Genomic DNA, 15,203 nt, shown 5'->3' on the forward strand with positions numbered 1-15,203 from the left:
CCACGGTCACGCGGCTACCATTCAGGCCGTTACCCGGACAGCCGCCACTTACACCAGTCAGGAGCCGCCAGTGAGCGCAGCGCTGGGGGCGACGACCGAAGCCCCGCGCCGCACCCGCAGGGACGTCGTGCGTGCGTACGTCGCGCTGACCAAGCCGAGGATCATCGAGCTCCTGCTGGTCACGACCGTGCCGGCCATGATGCTGGCCGAGCGGGGCATCCCGTCGCCGTGGCTGGTGTTCGCCACCCTCTTCGGCGGCACGATGGCCGCGGGCGCCGCCAACGCGCTGAACTGCGTCGCCGACGCCGACATCGACGCGGTGATGAAGCGCACGTCGGCGCGGCCGCTCCCGAAGCACCAGGTGCCCACGCGGAACGCGCTCGTGTTCGGCGTCACGCTCGGTGTGCTGTCGTTCGCGTGGCTCTGGCCCACGACCAACCTCCTGGCGGCGCTGTTGGCCGTCGCCGCCATCCTGTTCTACGTGCTGATCTACACGATGGTTCTCAAGCGCCGGACCGCGCAGAACATCGTGTGGGGCGGTGCCGCGGGCTGCATGCCGGTCGTCATCGGCTGGTCGGCGGTCACGGGCTCGATCGAGTGGCCCGCGCTGGTCATGTTCGGCGTGATCTTCTTCTGGACCCCGCCCCACTTCTGGGCGCTGGCGATGAAGTTCAAGGACGACTACGCCCGCGCGGGTGTGCCCATGCTCCCCGTCGTGACGACCCCCGACCGGGTGGCGCGGCAGATCGTCACCTACTCGTGGGTGATGGTCGTGTGGACGCTGCTGCTGGTCCCCGCCACCGGCTGGGTGTACACCGCGTTCGCGGTGCTCACGGGCGGCTGGTTCCTGGTGGTCGCGCACCGGCTGTACGCGTCGATCAAGCGCGGCGAGCCCGGCAAGCCGATGAAGCTCTTCCACATGTCGAACACCTACCTGACGCTGGTGTTCGTGGCGCTGGCCGTGGACTCGGCCCTGAGCCTCCCGGTGCTCGGCCTCCCGTTCTGACGGGTTTGCGGCCCGCGGGCGCGGGCCATTCCGTGCTCGTGTTCGACACCTTCACCCTGGACCGGGTCACGGTCGGCGACGTCACCCTGCGCGTCCGGCACGGCGGCTCCGGCCCGCCGGTCGTCCTCCTCCACGGCCATCCCCGCACGCACACGACGTGGCACCGAGTCGCGCCCCTGCTGGCCGAGCACCACACGGTCGTGTGCCCTGACCTGCGCGGGTACGGCGAGTCGACACCCGTGCCGCCCTACTCGAAACGGGCGATGGCCGCGGACGTCGCCGGGCTCATGACCGAGCTGGGCCACGACCGGTTCGCCGTCGTGGGGCACGACCGCGGCAGCTACGTCGCCTTCCGGCTCGCCATGGACCACCCGGACCGGGTCGCGAAGCTGACCGTCGTCGACTCGGTGCCGATCGGGGAGGCGCTCGCGCGCTGTGACGCCACGTTCGCCCGGAAGTGGTACCACTGGTTCTTCTTCGCCCAGCCCGAGATCCCCGAGCGGGTGATCACCGCCGACCCGGACGCCTGGTACGGCGTCGGGGTCCGCAACACCCCGGAGGGCATGGGGGAGGAGAACTTCGCCGACTTCCACCGCGCGATCCACGACCCGGCGACCGTGCACGCGATGGTCGAGGACTACCGCGCGGGCCTGGACGCCGACCGGGCCGCCGACGACGCCGACCGGGAGGCCGGCCGGCGGGTCGCCTGCCCGGTCCAGGTGCTGTGGAGCAGCAAGGACGACATGGAGGAGCTGTACGGCGACCTCCTCGCCGTGTGGGACGCGTGGGCGACCGACGTGCGTGGCGGCCCGATCGAGTCCGGCCACCACGTCGCCGAGGAGGCCCCCGAGGAGCTGGCGGCCGCGATCGGGGACTTCCTGCGCGCTTGACAGTGCGGATAACCTTCTGGTTATGAAACCGGAAGGTGATGGACGGTGACGGCCACGCTCGACGCGACCTTCGCCGCGCTGGCCGACCCCACGCGGCGGGCCATCCTCGCGCGCCTGGCCAGGGGCGAGGCGTCGGTCAAGGAGCTGGCCGAACCCTTCGCCATGACCCAGCCGGCCATCTCCAAGCACCTGAAGGTCCTGGAACGCGCCGGCCTGGTCGAACGCGGCCGGGACGCGCAGCGCAGGCCCTGCCGGCTGGTCGCGGCGCCCATGCGGGCCGCGACCGAGTGGCTCGGCGGCTACCGGCGCTTCTGGGAGGAGAGCTACGACCGGCTCGACGAGGTGCTCTCCGATGGGTGACCGCGACATCGTCATCACCAGGACGTTCACCGCGCCGAGGCAGCGGGTGTTCGACGCCCACACGGACCCGGACCTGCTGAGGCGCTGGTTCGGCCCGCACGGCTGGCGGCTCGTCGTCTGCGAGGTCGACCTGCGGCCCGGCGGCGCATGGCACTACGTGCTGCGCGGCCCGGCGGGCGAGGAGATGGCGCTGGGCGGCACGTACCTCGAGATCGACCCGCCGCACCGGCTCGTCATGACCGAACGCAACCCGGACTGCCACGCCCGCGCCGACCACGAGTCGGTGATCACCATCGAGCTGACCGGCGACACCCACCTCATCCACACCGCCACGTTCCCGGCCCCCGAGATCCGCGACGCCGTCGCCGAGTCGGGCATGGCACGTGGCGCCGGCGAAGGCTTCGACCGCCTCGCCAGAACACTGGAGCCCACCGTGGACTGGAAGATCGAGATGATCCCCGTGCCCGTCACCGACGTGGACCGGGCCAAGGACTTCTACGCGAACAAGCTCGCCTTCCCCGTCGACGTCGACCACGAGGCGGGCGACTTCCGCTTCGTGCAGGTCACGCCGCCGGGGTCCGGCTGCTCGCTCGGCTTCGGCAACGGCATCAGCGACATGGCACCGGGCACGCTGACCGGTGTCCAGATCGTCGTCGAGGACGTGCGGAAGGCCCGCGACGAACTGGTCGGCCGCGGCGTCGACGCCACCCCGGTGTACCACTTCGAGGACGGCAAGCAGGTCGACGGGCCAGGCGACCGGTGGAACTCGTTCGTGAGCTTCAACGACCCGGAGGGCAACCGCTGGGTGCTGCAGGAACGCCCAGCGGACGACTAGGACGCGGCGGCGGAGCTCATGCGGTTGACGGCCTCCAGCAGCTGGGAGACGTCCGCGTCGTCGAGCGACTCGCGGATGCACTGCCACAGCTGGAGGTTCGCCGACGCCCAGCGGGTGTACATCTCGGCGGCTTCCGGGTTGTAGAAGTAGAAGCCCTCGTCGTGCACGCTCTGCTGCTCGCCGCAGATCTTGTTCGCTAGCTCGCGCAGCCCGATGCCGTTCTCCTCGAGGTAGCGGTGCGCCAGCACCACCGGCGTCACCGGCAGCGCCTTGAACAGCGTGTCGGCGTCCGAGAGCGCCTGGGCCTCGAGCGAGATGTCGCGGCCCCGGGTGGCCATCTCCGCCTCGACCACGATCCGGTCGATCCAGGCGGCGACGTGCGGGACGACGCCCGCCCGCTTGAGGATGGCGCGGCGCAGCCGGCCACCGGCCGCGGCGGAGGAGTTCCTGCGGACCAGGTAGTTGACGTCGTGCACGAGGGCGGCCGTCTCCACCACGCTGACCTCGGCGCCGTTGAGCACCGCGAACCGCGCCGCCTTGGTGCGGACGAACGACACGTGGTGCCAGCCGTGGAACTGCAGGCGCGCGGCATAGCGTGTGCAGATCCGGTGGACGTCCGCCTCGACGGCGTCGACCACATCCGGTGCGATCACCGGCACTATTTCGCCAGCAGGCGTGTTTTCCTCGACAGACATCGACCCCTCCGAACCACGCCGTCGCCCGCGCCGGTGCGGTCGGCGCGGAAGGCTGGCTCGTGGGGGTAGATGGTAAACGCCGGGAACGGAGTTTGTCTGCGGTCGTTCGGCCCCTTCCGGCTCCTTTCAGTCGCGTGTCACAGTCGCGCCGCGAGGTGCGACAAGCGGGATTCCACGGGGACGTGGCGGTGGCTTTCCTGGGTCACGGGGTCGTAGGACAGGCTCCACGGCGTGACCTGTCTGGATTTCACCAGAAAGGTCATCGTCCCGTTCATCGCCCGCGGAATGCGGTGGAAGTCCGACGCGAGCAGGCAGCCCGCGGCGCCCTCCTCGCATTCGGTGGCGGAGAGTTTCGTGGTGGCGGCGATCAGGCCGTTGTCCGGCTTGATCGCCGCGGCGTAACGTTCGTGCAGGTACGCGCCTTTCAGGATGGTCGTGCAGAAGTGGTACCGGTGGTTGTGCACCGAGTCCGCGTAGCCCGCGCGCCAGTCGCGCTGCTCCTTGTACTCGTGCAGCCAGAAGGTGAACGGCTCACCCGGCCGGTCACGCAGGCACCACGCGAAGTGCGTCGTCGTCTCCCTTGATCGTGCGATGACCGCTTTCGCCTGTTCGGTGGGCAGTTCGAGCAGGTGCGCGCGGAGGTCGGTGCGCAGGTTCGGCCGGTCCGCCCAGGATTCGAACCACCGGTCCACCTGTGCCCAGTGGGACTGGAGGTCGAAGCCGGCGCTCCGTAACTGCTCGGCCAGCTCCACGAGTGCGGAGCCCTTGGTGGCCACGGGACATCAGCTCCCCAACTCAGCTGTGGCGGCGAAATCGCGGAGGAAGTTGTAGAACTCCGCGTTGAGCTCGAGGAACTGCTCCTCGCTCAAGGTCGAATTGGTGATCTTCTCGAACCGCGAGATGAACTCCTGCCGCGTCATTTCCGGTGTGATCACGAAGTGGTGTGCGTGGTGGGACGCGCTGATGCGGCTGAACTCCGCGCGTTCCATGGTGTAGATGAACGAGCCGTCCTCGAACCGCAGCGTGCGGGGATATTCGGCGGGCGCGTGCGCGTCGCTGTAGAGCGTCACCCACACGCTGTCGTCGAAGATCTCCAGCCGGTCCAGCGGCGGGTCGGAGATCACGGTGACCTCCATCCGCGTGCACCTGCTGCGGGCGAGGTACAGCCCGACCAGGCCCATCCTGATCTCCTGGTGCAGCCGGGCCTGGATCGTGTCGACGTCCACGTCGGCCGCCGAGTGGCGGATCAGGTAACGGGCGCGGCCGCTGATCCCCGAGAGGTTGTCGGGGTCCGCGACCACCGCGCGAAGTTCCCACTCGGCCTTGGACAACAGCAGCCTTGCGGCCGCGTGCCGACCGGAGAAACCTCGGAACAGGTACTGCCTCGTGTTCTGCAGGTCCTGCATCATCAGCCGGTTGAGCGCGGGGTTTGGATCCGCGGTCGGTTCGAAGACGTGGGTGGGGAAGAACTCACGGTTCATCGACCGGTACTCGGCGGAGAGGTCACGCAGCGCTTGTCGAGATTCCTCGATCAGCGGCGTGAGCATCGCCCGCTGGGTGGCGGTCGCGGTGATGAGGGTCTGGCCGAAGCCGACGATGGCCGAGACCAGTGTGCCGGTGGCCACCGAGGTGACCAGGTTCTTGCCGACGCCGGGGTCCAGGTTCGCCGACAGGAGCATGGTCAGTCCGGAGACCACGACCAGTATCAGGAGGAGGAGGCCGGTTCTGGTCCAGAAGATCTCTTGGATGGGGTTCTTCGCGCGGGAGCCCTTGTCGGCTTCCGCGGGCATTGGTGTTCTCACCTCCCTGAAGGCACACCCGATCGAGGGAATGCGTTCTGTGTCTGATCGAGTGCGAGGAGTTACTGTACCTCTACACGCGCAAGGGAGGAATAGGAAGAACGGGTGACCACACCCGATCTGTTACGCGCTGGATCCCCAGGAAAACGGCCATCTAGGCTGACCGCATCATGCGTATGGTCGGCAGGTTCGCGGTGGTGGCGCTGGTCTTGGCGTTGCTCACCGCCTGTGTCAGCCGCAGTGGCCCGGACGTGTTGCCGGCCTCGGCGCAGCCCCCGTCGAGTAGCACCGTCGACGGTGAATGTGACACAACAGACATCCACGTGACCGGAGAACTGGACGAAGCACCCCAAGTCACGGTCCCCGACGGCTGTGCCCCGCCCACCACCCTCCTGGCCCAGGACCTCGTGCGCGGTGATGGACCCCAGGCGGTGCGCGGCACCAGCCTGGAGGTCAGCTACGTCCTGGTGCTGTGGTCCTCGGGGACGGTGCTGGACAGCACCTGGTACGCGGGGGAGAGCCTGCCGTACCCGGTGAAGAACCTGGGCCACACCAAACTGGTCCGCGGCTGGGACGAGGGCCTGCCCGGCATCCGCGAGGGCGGCCGCAGACTGCTCGTGGTCCCCCCGGCCCAGGACGGCAGCGAAGCGGACAGCGACGAGACCCTCATCTACGTGGTGGACGCACTGACGGTCACCCCGAACTGACCCGGCCCGCGAAGCGGGGTTGCCGCAGAAGCGGAGCGCAGCTCACCACACAACTGCCTGCCTGCCATCCCGGAGACTTGCCCGTCCGGCGAGGCCCCCCGGAGGGAAACCCACTACAGGGACAACCAGAAAGACAGACCGGGCAACACGGCCTCAGGGGATCAGCAGCAACTTCCCGGTTGTCCGCCGAGCCTCGAGGTCGGCGTGCGCCCGAGCGGCGTCGGCGAGGGGATAACGCCCCCCGATCCGCACCGACACCCGCCCGGCCCCGATGGCCTGGAACAACTCGTCACAACGCCACCGGAACTCCTCAGGCGTGGCGATGTGGTGCGCCAAGGTGGGCCGCGTGAGGAACACCGACCCGGCAGCGTTCAACCGCTGCGGATCGACCGGCGGCACGGGCCCGCTGGACGCCCCGTACAACGCCAGCACCCCACGCCGGGCAAGACAGGCGAGGCTGCCGTCGAACGTCGTCTTCCCGACGCCGTCGTACACGACAGCGACCCCGAGCCCACCGGTGAGCTCCCGCACGGCGGCGACGAAATCCGTCTCCGTGTACCGGATCACCTCGTCGGCGCCTGCCTCGCGAGCGAGCGCCTCCTTCTCCGGCGTGGACACGGTCCCGATGACCTTCCCGCCGCGGGCCTTCACGAGCTGCGTCAGCAGCAACCCCATGCCACCGGCGGCGGCGTGCACCAGCACGGTGTCGCCCGGCTTCACGGCGTACGTCGACGTCACCAGGTAGTGCGCGGTCAGCCCCTGCAGCATGGCCGCCGCGGCGACGTCGTCCTCGACGCCCTCCGGCACCGCGAACGCCTTCGCCGCCGGCACGACCGCCTGCGCCGCGTACGAACCGGGCGCGTCGGCCCACGCCACGTGGTCACCGACGCGGTACCCGGTGACGTCGGCACCGACCGCCACCACCGTGCCCGCGCCCTCGGCGCCCGGCACGAACGGCAGGTCGCGCGGGTAGAGGCCGCGCCGGTGGTAGGTGTCGATGTAGTTCACCCCGGCCGCGCCCACCGACACCAGCAGGTCACCCGCGCCGGGCGCCGGCGCGTCGATCTTCGACGGCGCCAGCACCTCCGGGCCGCCGGTGGCGTGCACGAGAATGGCGTCGATGGGCTCGGCCACGATGTCCTCCACGATCACGGGATCCGCTCTGCGGCCGGACCGCCTACGCAGCGAGCTTCGCGGCGAGCCGTTCCGGTCGCGGCCAGCGTACGGCCCACGCCCAGCCGAGCTTCTCGAAGATCCAGATCACGCGTGCGGAGATGTCGAGCTGCCCGCGCATCACGCCGTGGCGGGCGCCCGTCGGGTCGGCGTGGTGGGAGTTGTGCCACGACTCGCCCATGGACAGGATCGCGAGCGGCCAGAAGTTCGCCGCCTTGTCGCGGCTCACGAACGGCCGCGAGCCGATCATGTGGCAGATCGAGTTGACCGACCACGTGATGTGGTGCAGGAACGCGACACGCACGAAGCCCGCCCAGAAGATGCCGGTCACGACACCCCACCAGGACATGGTGATCAGACCGCCGAGCACACCGGGCAGCCCGAGCGTCACCACGGTCATCGGGATGAACAGCTTGTCGACCAGCTGGATGTCCTTGTCGGACAACAGGTCCGGCGCGAACCGCTCCGCGTTGGTCTTGTCCCGCTCGAACAGCCAGCCCATGTGCGCGTGCCAGAAACCCCTGGCGATCGCCAGCGGCGACGTGCCGAACAGCCACGGCGAGTGCGGGTCGCCCTCCTTGTCGGAGAACGCGTGGTGGCGGCGGTGGTCGGCGACCCACGCGACGACCGAGCCCTGCGACGCGAGGCTGCCCGCCAGCGCGAGCGCGATCCGCAGCGGTCTCTTCGCCTTGAACGAGCCGTGGGTGAAGTAGCGGTGGTACCCGACGGTCACGCCGAGCGAGCTGACCAGGTAGAACCCCGCGGCGAGGCCGACGTCGACCCAGCCGAGCCCCCAGCCCCACGCGAAGGGGACGGCGGCCACGAGGGCGAGGAGGGGGAGGATGAGGAAGACCTTGACGGTCAGGTGCTCGGCGCCGGAGCGGCGACCCGAGAGGACTGGCTTGGGGGCCTGGGGCTCACGCGTAGGTGTCAGTGTCGCTGTGATGGTGTCGGGACCTCATAACTTGGCCGGGACGCGGCCTTGAGACGTGGACCTACGGTTACGTACCCGTAGGTTTCCGTCTCCACGTTAGGCGGTCTCGGTCGCGCCCGCCACTGCGGCCTGCTCCGCCGACGCGCGGCCGCGCACCCCGCACCACAGCGAACCGGTGGCGATGATCACGCACATCGCGCCGAGAACGTGCAGGCAGACCAGCAGTTCCGGGACCCCGGTCCAGAACTGGACGAACCCGATGGTGCCCTGCGCGAGCACCACCGCGACGAGCACGCGGTAGCGCCGCCACGGCGGCGGGAACGCGTGCTGGCGGGCGAGCCAGATGCCCAGCAGCACCAGCGAGCCGAGGAACGCGTACAGGAACGCCGCGTGCACGTGGGCCATGGTCTCGACCGGGACGCCGAAGCGCGGCGTCTCCGGGTCGCCGCCGTGCGGGCCCGCGCCGGTCACCATGGTGCCGGTGACGAGCAGCCCGGCGAGGAACCCGGTCTGGACGTACAGCCAGGTCGACAGCGTGCCGGGGACGGGCGCCGGGGCGCCGGGCGTGCCGTCGCGGGGCACGGCGTGCACGAGCAGCGTCGCGAGCCACACCATGATCGTCGACGCGAGCAGGTGCACCGCGACGCTCCACCACACCAGGTCGAGCCGCACCGTCAGGCCGCCGATGACCGCCTGGACGACGACGCCGATCGGCATGGCGGCCGCGAGCCGCAGGTAGCGGCGGTCGGTGCGCGGGCGGTTGAGGTACGCGAGCACGAAGCAGACGCCCGCGATGATGCCGACGACGCCGGTGAACAGGCGGTTGCCGTACTCGATCCACTGGTTCAGCGTGTCGTACTCGGGGTGGGAGACCGGGACCATGCTGCCGGGGAAGCACTGCGGCCACGTCGGGCAGCCCAGGCCGGAGCCGGTGACGCGGACGACCGCGCCGGTCATCGCGATCAGCGCCTGCGTGGCGAGGACGGCGACGGCGAAGCCGAGCTGCAGCCGTCGGCTCGGGTTGGGCAGGCGTTCGATGCGGGCCTTCAGCGTCTCCAGCGGCACCACCCGATCGTAAGGAGTGGTCGGGCGGGGTCCGCGCGCGGGTTTGCCCTGACCTCGGCGGGAAGGTCTAGCGTCCGGCGGCGTGCGTTTCGCGATCAGCTACCAGCCCGCCGTCCACGGCCTCGACCCCGGCCGGCTCGCCGACTTCGCGCGGCACGCCGAGGAGTGCGGGTTCGAGGGCCTGTACCTGCCCGAGCACGTCGTGCTGCACCCCGGCGCCGCGCTCGGCGCGTTCGAGTTCCCGCCCACGACGCCCTACCTCGACCCGGTCGACACGCTGGCGTTCGTCGCCGCGGTCACGTCCCGGCTGCTGCTGGGCACGGCCGTGCTGCTGCTGCCATACCACCACCCGGTGACGCTGGCGAAGCGGCTGGCGACCGTCGACGTGCTGTCGAAGGGCAGGCTGCGGCTGCTGACCGTGGGGGTCGGCGCGCTGCCGGGGGAGGCGCGCGCGGTGGGCGTGGACTTCGCGAGCCGCGGCAGGCGCGCCGACGAGGCGATCGACGTGCTGCGGCTGCTGTGGTCCGGCGGTGCGGACGGGGTGAGCCACACGGGCGAGTTCTACCCGTTCGAGGACCTGTGCAGCTTCCCGCAGCCCGCCGGTGGGCCGCTGCCGATCCACGTCGGCGGGTCGAGCGCGGCGGCCGCGCGCCGGGCGGGCGGGCGCGGCGACGGCTGGTTCCCCGGCGGCGCGCTCACGCCCGGCGAGCGGGCGCGGCAGTTCGACCTGGCGCGGGCGGCGGCCGCCGAGGCGGGGCGGGACCCGGACGCGCTGGAGTACACCCGGTGGGCGTCGATCGACGTGCCGGAGTCGTCGGTCGAGGCGTACGCGGCACAGGGCGTGACGCGGCTGGTCGTGAGTCCCACCGCCGACGACCCGGACGGGCGACACGCGCAGCTGTCGGCGTTCGCGTCCCGCTTCGGCCCGCGTCCCGTGTGACACCATGCCCAGGGTTCTGACCTGGGCATGAGGGAGCACGATGAGCGAGACCGAGCAGCCGTCGCGCAGCCACCGCCTCGCGCGGATGTCCGGGCGCGACCCGGCGCAGTCCCACCGCGCGGCGACCCCGCTGGAGCTGCTGTTCGACCTGACGTTCGTGGTCGCGTTCAGCCAGGCGGGCAACCAGATGGCGCACCTGCTCGCCGAGGGGCACACCGGCGCCGCGCTGGCCGGGTTCGGGTTCGCCATGTTCGCCATCTGCTGGGCGTGGATCAACTACTCGTGGCTCGCGTCCGCGTACGACAACGACGACATCTTCTTCCGGGCCGCGACGCTCGTCGTGATGCTTGGGGTGCTGGTCCTCGCGCTCGGGCTGCCCGCCGCGTTCGCGTCCATCGACGAAGGCGACCACCTGGACAACCGGGTCGTGGTGGCCGGCTACGTGGTCATGCGGATCGCCACGCTGGCCCTGTGGCTGCGGGCCGCGCGGCATGACCCCGCCCGCCGCGGCGTCTGCCTGGCCTACGCGACCGCGGTCGGCGTGGCCCAGGTCGGCTGGCTCGTGCTGCTGGTCGTCAGCCCGCCGCTGTCGGTGCTCTGGGTGCCGTACCTGGTGCTGGTGGTGGTCGAGATGGCCGGGCCGGTGGTCGCGGAACGGCGGGGCGGCGGGACGCCGTGGCACGCGCACCACATCGCCGAGCGGTACGGCCTGCTGGTGATCATCACGCTGGGCGAGGTGGTGCTCGGCACGATCACCGCCATCTCCGCGGTCGTCGAGGCGCGGGGCTGGTCGGTGGAGGCGGTCCTGGTCGCGTTCTCGGGCACCGCGCTCGCGTTCGGCCTGTGGTGGGTGTACTTCATCATGCCGTCGGCCGAGGTGCTCGCCCGTCACCGCGAACGCGCGTTCCCGTGGGGCTACCTGCACCTCCTCGTGTTCGGGTCGCTGGCCGCGACCGGCGCCGGGCTGCACGTGGCCGCGTACGTCATCGAGCACGAGGCGCACGTCAGCTCGACGTACGCGGTGCTGTCCACGGCCGTCCCGGTGCTGGTGTTCACCGCCGGGCTCTTCGGTGTGTACTCGCTGCTCATGGCCCGTTTCGACCCGTTCCACGCGCTGTTGTTCGCGGGGGCGATCGTGGCGCTGGTGCTCGCGGTGGTGGCCGTCGGCGCGGGCGCGTCGATGGGCTGGTCGCTGCTGGTCGTCGCGCTCGCGCCGCTGGTGGTGATCGTCGGGTACGAGACCGTCGGCCACCGCCACCAGGCGGCGGCCCTGGCCGCGGACTAGGAGAGCTTCGTGGTGCGGGTCGCGGCCACGGACGCGACCGCGCCCCAGCCCGCCAGCACCGCGAACACGGTCCAGCTCGGCGCCGCGCCCTCGACGAGTGCGGTGTGCATGCCGTCGGTCAGGGCGCCGGACGGCAGCAGCATGACCACGTCGCCGAGGCCGGCGGGCATCGAGTCCGGGGGGACCACGATGCCGCCGCCGAGCAGCAGCACGAACCACACGATGTTGGCGAGCGCCAGCACCACCTCGGCCTTGAGCGCGCCGCCGAGCAGCACGCCCAGCGCGCCGAACGACAACGTGCCGACGACCACCAGCAGCACCACCCACGCCAGCGCGGCGGGATCCGGTGACCAGCCCATGACGGCGGCGATCACGCCCAGCACCACGATCTGCACGGCGACCACGACGAGCCCGGCGACCGCCCGGCCCGCCACCAGCAGCCACCGGGGCAGTGCCGTCGCGGCGAGGCGCTTGAGCACGCCGTAGCGGCGGTCGAACCCGAGCGCGATCGCCTGCCCGGTGAACGCCGACGACATGACCGCGAGCGCGAACACCCTCGGCACGACCGAGTCCACGCGCGGGTCGGGCAGGTCGAAGATGTCGAGGACCGTGAGGCCGACGAGCAGCGCGGCGGGGATCAGCAGCGTCAGGAGGACCTGCTCGCTGTTGCGCAGCGTGAGCAGCGCCTCGGTCCGCGCGTGCACGAACAGCATCCGGCCCGCGCGGCCGCGGCCCGGCGCGGGGGTGAACGTGCCCCGCGGGAAGGTCGTGGTCACCGCAGTTCCTTCCCGGTCAGGTCGAGGAACACGTCCTCGAGGCTGCGCTTGCCCACGTGCAGCTCCTCCGCAAGCACACCCTGCTGCGCGCACCACGCCGTCACCGCCGACACCACCTGCGGGTCGACGCGGCCGGTCAGCACGTACGCGCCCGGCGTCGGCTCCTCCAGCCGGCAGCCGTCGGGCAGCGCCGCGCACAGCTCGGTCAGGTCGAGGCCCGCCCGCGCGCGGAAGCGCAGCTGCGCGGCGTCCGGCCGCTCGGCGGTGAGCTGGCTGGGGCTGCCGTCCGCCACGACCCGGCCGCGATCGATGATCACGACGTGGTCGGCCAGCTCCTCGGCCTCCTCCATCGCGTGCGTGGTCAGCAGGACGCTCACCCCGTCGGCACGCAGCGCGCGCACCAGCTCCCACACCAGCCGCCGCGCCTGCGGGTCCAGCCCGGCCGTCGGCTCGTCGAGGAACACCAGCTCCGGCCTGCCGACCAGCGCGCACGCGAGCGAGAGCCGCTGCTGTTGGCCGCCCGACAGCCGCTTGTACTGCGTGCGGCGCGCCCCGGACAGCCCGAGCACCTCGATCAGCCACGCCGGGTCGATCGGGTCGGCCGCGCACGCGGCGACGAGCGCGAGCATCTCCTCCGCCCGCACCCCGGGGTAGGCGCCACCGCCCTGCGGCATCACGCCGATGCGTGGCCGCAGCCGCTCGAGGTCGGTCGCCGGGTCGAGCCCGAGCACGCGGACGTCGCCGGCGTCGCGGCGCTGGAAACCCTCGCAGATCTCCACCGTCGTGGTCTTGCCCGCGCCGTTGGGGCCCAGCAGGGCGAGGACCTGCCCGCGCGCCAGCCGCAGGCTCAGCCCGTCGACCGCGGTCGTCGCGCCGAAGCGCTTGACCAGCCCGGACAGCTCGACGGCAGACTCGTTCACGCCGGTAAGGCTATTGCCTTCTCCTATAGCCGCCCTTCATGCCCCTCGCAGTGGGTGACCGAGCACCGAGGGCCACTGCTCCCGCACGCGCGTGACGTGCCGGTCGCGTCCGGTGTCGCCCCACCGTGCCGCCCGCGGCTGAGCCATGGCCGGGACGTCAGACCCGGCCACCGACAATGTCGGGTGCTCGCTCGCGGCGGGGCCGCGTCGGGATGTGTCCGCGCACCGCGAACAGCGCGATCGCCACGACGATCGCCGCCGCGAGGTAGGCGTAGGGCAGCTGGTAGGTGCGGCCGTCGAAGGTGTTGCCGGTCGGCGGCAGGGCCACCGCGAACGCGGCGCTGATCGCCGTCGCGCCCATGCGGAACCGGGTGTTGCCCGCCGCCGAGGCCAGCGGGATCGCCGCCCACAGCAGGTACCAGGGCTGCACGGTCGCGCCCAGCACGAGCACGGCGCCCATCGCGGCGCCGAGCCCGATCATCGGCCGCAGGCGCCAGCGGAAGCTGTCCAGCAGCAGCTTCGCGGCGAGCAGGGGACCGAGCAGCGTGCCGACCATCCGGCTGACCGTGATCGCCGCGTCGATGTGGTTGCCGAGGCCGAGGACGATGCCGAGCCCGCCGGCGCCGAAGCCGAGCGCCGTCATCGGCGCCATCCAGCTCTTGATGGTGTTGGCGGTGTTGAGGGTGGACGCCCAGCCGAAGCCGAGGCCGCTGCCGATCGAGGTCAGGGCGACCACGCCCAGGAAGATCACCAGCAGCGCGCCCGCGGTGAGGAACAGGTGTTTCCAGCGGCCGCCCCACCGCCGCGCGATCATCACCCCGAGGAAGCCCAGGGCCAGCGCGGCCGGGATCTTCACGACCGCGCCCAGCGTGATGACCACCGCGCCGACGCCGTACCAGAGCAGCTCGCCCGGCTGCCACGGCGGGTACGGCCCGCCCGGCCCGCAGGGCGGCATCCGCCGCAGGCCCAGCTCGATGCCGACCAGCATGAGCCCGATCGCGAGCGCCTCGTTGTGCACGCCCACCACCAGGTGGAACAGCACGAGCGGGTTCGCGGCGCCCAGCCACAGCGCGCTCACCGGGTTGATGCCGAACCGCCGGGCCAGCCGGGGCAGCGCCCACACGATCATCGCGAACCCGAACAGCGCGAGCAGCCGGTGGAACGCGACGCCCATGACCACGTGGTCGCCGGTCAGCCAGGTGATGCCGCGCCCGATGACCAGGAACAACGGCCCGTACGGCGACGGGGTCTCCCGCCACATGGTCGGCACGTTCTTGGTGAGGATGTCCTCGTAGCCGAGCGCGTCGGCCGGGCCGACGGTGTACGGGTCGAGGCCGCGCGCGGCGATCTCGCTCTGCGCGAGGTAGCTGTAGACGTCCTTGGAGAACATCGGGACGGTGATGACCAGCGGCGCGGTCCACATGACCAGCGTGCGGGCCATCTGCGGCAGCGACACCATCCGCGCCCGCCCCGGCAGCGACAGCCGCCCGAGGCCCAGCCACGCGAGCACGATCATGAACACGCCGGCGAACGCGATCGCGAGCGACACCGTGGTCATGCGGCTGAACAGGCCGAACACCGGCAGGCCCCACACCGGGTTGTTCACCGGCGCGGCGCCCGCGCCCAGCGAGCCCACCGCCAGCAGCAGCGCGCCGACCGTGCCGAACCGGCGGATGACGTCGAGCTGCCTGCGCTCGCGGCCGTCAAGAGGCGCGGTGGAGGACCCGGCCGGTCCGGACGGCTGTCCGTCCAGGTCTGCCCGCGTCACATCACCCACCGCCACGTGCGGAAGCGTATCGGTCGGGGCGTCCCGTGACT

Annotated in this window: 16 protein-coding genes; 7 read left to right on the forward strand and 9 right to left on the reverse strand. The window is 71.3% G+C overall.

What is annotated here, in order from left to right:
- Positions 1 to 82 precede the first annotated feature (82 nt).
- The 4 genes from ACYQ77_RS24735 to ACYQ77_RS24750 are packed head-to-tail and all read left to right on the forward strand — an operon-like array spanning position 83 to position 3,091.
- A complete protein-coding gene (locus tag ACYQ77_RS24735; RefSeq protein ID WP_459715803.1) occupies positions 83 to 1,006 on the forward strand; it encodes a heme o synthase in 924 nt (307 codons plus the stop codon).
- Between the two features lie 38 nt (positions 1,007 to 1,044).
- On the forward strand, positions 1,045 to 1,896 hold the full coding sequence (locus ACYQ77_RS24740) for an alpha/beta fold hydrolase (RefSeq protein ID WP_459715225.1): 852 nt from the start codon (positions 1,045 to 1,047) through the stop codon (positions 1,894 to 1,896).
- Positions 1,897 to 1,941: 45 nt separating this feature from the next.
- Positions 1,942 to 2,256 (forward strand): ArsR/SmtB family transcription factor, encoded by a 315-nt coding sequence (locus ACYQ77_RS24745; protein WP_459715227.1) that lies wholly within the window; start codon positions 1,942 to 1,944, stop codon positions 2,254 to 2,256.
- On the forward strand, positions 2,249 to 3,091 hold the full coding sequence (locus ACYQ77_RS24750) for an SRPBCC domain-containing protein (RefSeq protein ID WP_459715229.1): 843 nt from the start codon (positions 2,249 to 2,251) through the stop codon (positions 3,089 to 3,091). Before ACYQ77_RS24745 ends, ACYQ77_RS24750 begins: the two co-directional genes overlap by 8 nt.
- Here the strand turns inward: ACYQ77_RS24750 and ACYQ77_RS24755 are convergent.
- The 3 genes from ACYQ77_RS24755 to ACYQ77_RS24765 all read right to left on the reverse strand — a co-directional run bounded on the left by ACYQ77_RS24755 (position 3,088) and on the right by ACYQ77_RS24765 (position 5,576).
- Positions 3,088 to 3,786, reverse strand: coding sequence for an HD domain-containing protein (locus ACYQ77_RS24755; protein WP_459715231.1), 699 nt, complete (start codon positions 3,784 to 3,786; stop codon positions 3,088 to 3,090). The two genes, ACYQ77_RS24750 and ACYQ77_RS24755, sit on opposite strands and share 4 nt — an antisense overlap.
- 137 nt (positions 3,787 to 3,923) lie before the next feature.
- Positions 3,924 to 4,562, reverse strand: a complete 639-nt coding sequence (locus ACYQ77_RS24760) for a hypothetical protein (RefSeq protein WP_459715233.1) — start codon at positions 4,560 to 4,562, stop codon at positions 3,924 to 3,926.
- 6 nt (positions 4,563 to 4,568) lie between these two features.
- Entirely contained in the window at positions 4,569 to 5,576 is a 1,008-nt protein-coding gene (locus tag ACYQ77_RS24765) for a hypothetical protein (protein ID WP_459715235.1), read from the reverse strand.
- 332 nt (positions 5,577 to 5,908) lie between these two features.
- Between ACYQ77_RS24765 and ACYQ77_RS24770 the strand changes: the two genes are divergently transcribed.
- Positions 5,909 to 6,292, forward strand: coding sequence for an FKBP-type peptidyl-prolyl cis-trans isomerase (locus ACYQ77_RS24770; RefSeq protein ID WP_459715236.1), 384 nt, complete (start codon positions 5,909 to 5,911; stop codon positions 6,290 to 6,292).
- 153 nt (positions 6,293 to 6,445) lie between these two features.
- On the opposite strand, the gene ACYQ77_RS24775 is transcribed toward ACYQ77_RS24770, so the two are convergent.
- From ACYQ77_RS24775 to ACYQ77_RS24785, 3 genes are all read right to left on the reverse strand, one after another.
- Positions 6,446 to 7,414: a quinone oxidoreductase family protein gene (locus tag ACYQ77_RS24775; RefSeq protein ID WP_459715805.1), complete on the reverse strand. Its 969-nt coding sequence runs from the start codon at positions 7,412 to 7,414 to the stop codon at positions 6,446 to 6,448.
- 55 nt (positions 7,415 to 7,469) lie between these two features.
- Positions 7,470 to 8,411: an acyl-CoA desaturase gene (locus ACYQ77_RS24780; RefSeq protein WP_459715806.1), complete on the reverse strand. Its 942-nt coding sequence runs from the start codon at positions 8,409 to 8,411 to the stop codon at positions 7,470 to 7,472.
- An 84-nt stretch (positions 8,412 to 8,495) separates the two neighbouring features.
- Positions 8,496 to 9,464: a COX15/CtaA family protein gene (locus ACYQ77_RS24785; protein WP_459715238.1), complete on the reverse strand. Its 969-nt coding sequence runs from the start codon at positions 9,462 to 9,464 to the stop codon at positions 8,496 to 8,498.
- A gap of 82 nt (positions 9,465 to 9,546) precedes the next feature.
- Here ACYQ77_RS24785 and ACYQ77_RS24790 point away from each other — a divergent pair, with 82 nt between their 5' ends.
- Positions 9,547 to 10,404 (forward strand): TIGR03619 family F420-dependent LLM class oxidoreductase, encoded by an 858-nt coding sequence (locus ACYQ77_RS24790; protein WP_459715239.1) that lies wholly within the window; start codon positions 9,547 to 9,549, stop codon positions 10,402 to 10,404.
- Between the two features lie 40 nt (positions 10,405 to 10,444).
- The gene (locus ACYQ77_RS24795) at positions 10,445 to 11,689 is read left to right on the forward strand and encodes a low temperature requirement protein A (protein ID WP_459715242.1); all 1,245 of its coding nucleotides are present in this window, start codon (positions 10,445 to 10,447) and stop codon (positions 11,687 to 11,689) included.
- On the opposite strand, the gene ACYQ77_RS24800 is transcribed toward ACYQ77_RS24795, so the two are convergent.
- The 3 genes from ACYQ77_RS24800 to mptB form a co-directional block, all read right to left on the reverse strand.
- Positions 11,686 to 12,402 carry an ABC transporter permease gene (locus ACYQ77_RS24800; RefSeq protein ID WP_459715808.1) on the reverse strand — a complete coding sequence of 239 codons (717 nt, stop codon included), beginning with the start codon at positions 12,400 to 12,402 and terminating at the stop codon, positions 11,686 to 11,688. The two genes, ACYQ77_RS24795 and ACYQ77_RS24800, sit on opposite strands and share 4 nt — an antisense overlap.
- 59 nt (positions 12,403 to 12,461) lie before the next feature.
- On the reverse strand, positions 12,462 to 13,385 hold the full coding sequence (locus ACYQ77_RS24805) for an ABC transporter ATP-binding protein (RefSeq protein WP_459715244.1): 924 nt from the start codon (positions 13,383 to 13,385) through the stop codon (positions 12,462 to 12,464).
- A 157-nt stretch (positions 13,386 to 13,542) separates the two neighbouring features.
- The gene (mptB, locus tag ACYQ77_RS24810; RefSeq protein WP_459715246.1) at positions 13,543 to 15,168 is read right to left on the reverse strand and encodes a polyprenol phosphomannose-dependent alpha 1,6 mannosyltransferase MptB; all 1,626 of its coding nucleotides are present in this window, start codon (positions 15,166 to 15,168) and stop codon (positions 13,543 to 13,545) included.
- Between the last annotated feature and the right edge of the window lie 35 nt (positions 15,169 to 15,203).

Source organism: Actinophytocola sp. KF-1 (assembly GCF_054661535.1).

Excerpts from the sequence above, each read along its gene's own strand:
- ACYQ77_RS24750 (WP_459715229.1), top strand. The coding sequence starts at position 2,249 with ATGGGTGACCGCGACATCGTCATCACCAGGACGTTCACCGCGCCGAGG.
- ACYQ77_RS24755 (WP_459715231.1), bottom strand. The coding sequence starts at position 3,786 with ATGTCTGTCGAGGAAAACACGCCTGCTGGCGAAATAGTGCCGGTGATC.
- ACYQ77_RS24765 (WP_459715235.1), bottom strand. The coding sequence starts at position 5,576 with ATGCCCGCGGAAGCCGACAAGGGCTCCCGCGCGAAGAACCCCATCCAA.
- ACYQ77_RS24795 (WP_459715242.1), top strand. The coding sequence starts at position 10,445 with ATGAGCGAGACCGAGCAGCCGTCGCGCAGCCACCGCCTCGCGCGGATG.
- ACYQ77_RS24800 (WP_459715808.1), bottom strand. The coding sequence starts at position 12,402 with ATGCTGTTCGTGCACGCGCGGACCGAGGCGCTGCTCACGCTGCGCAAC.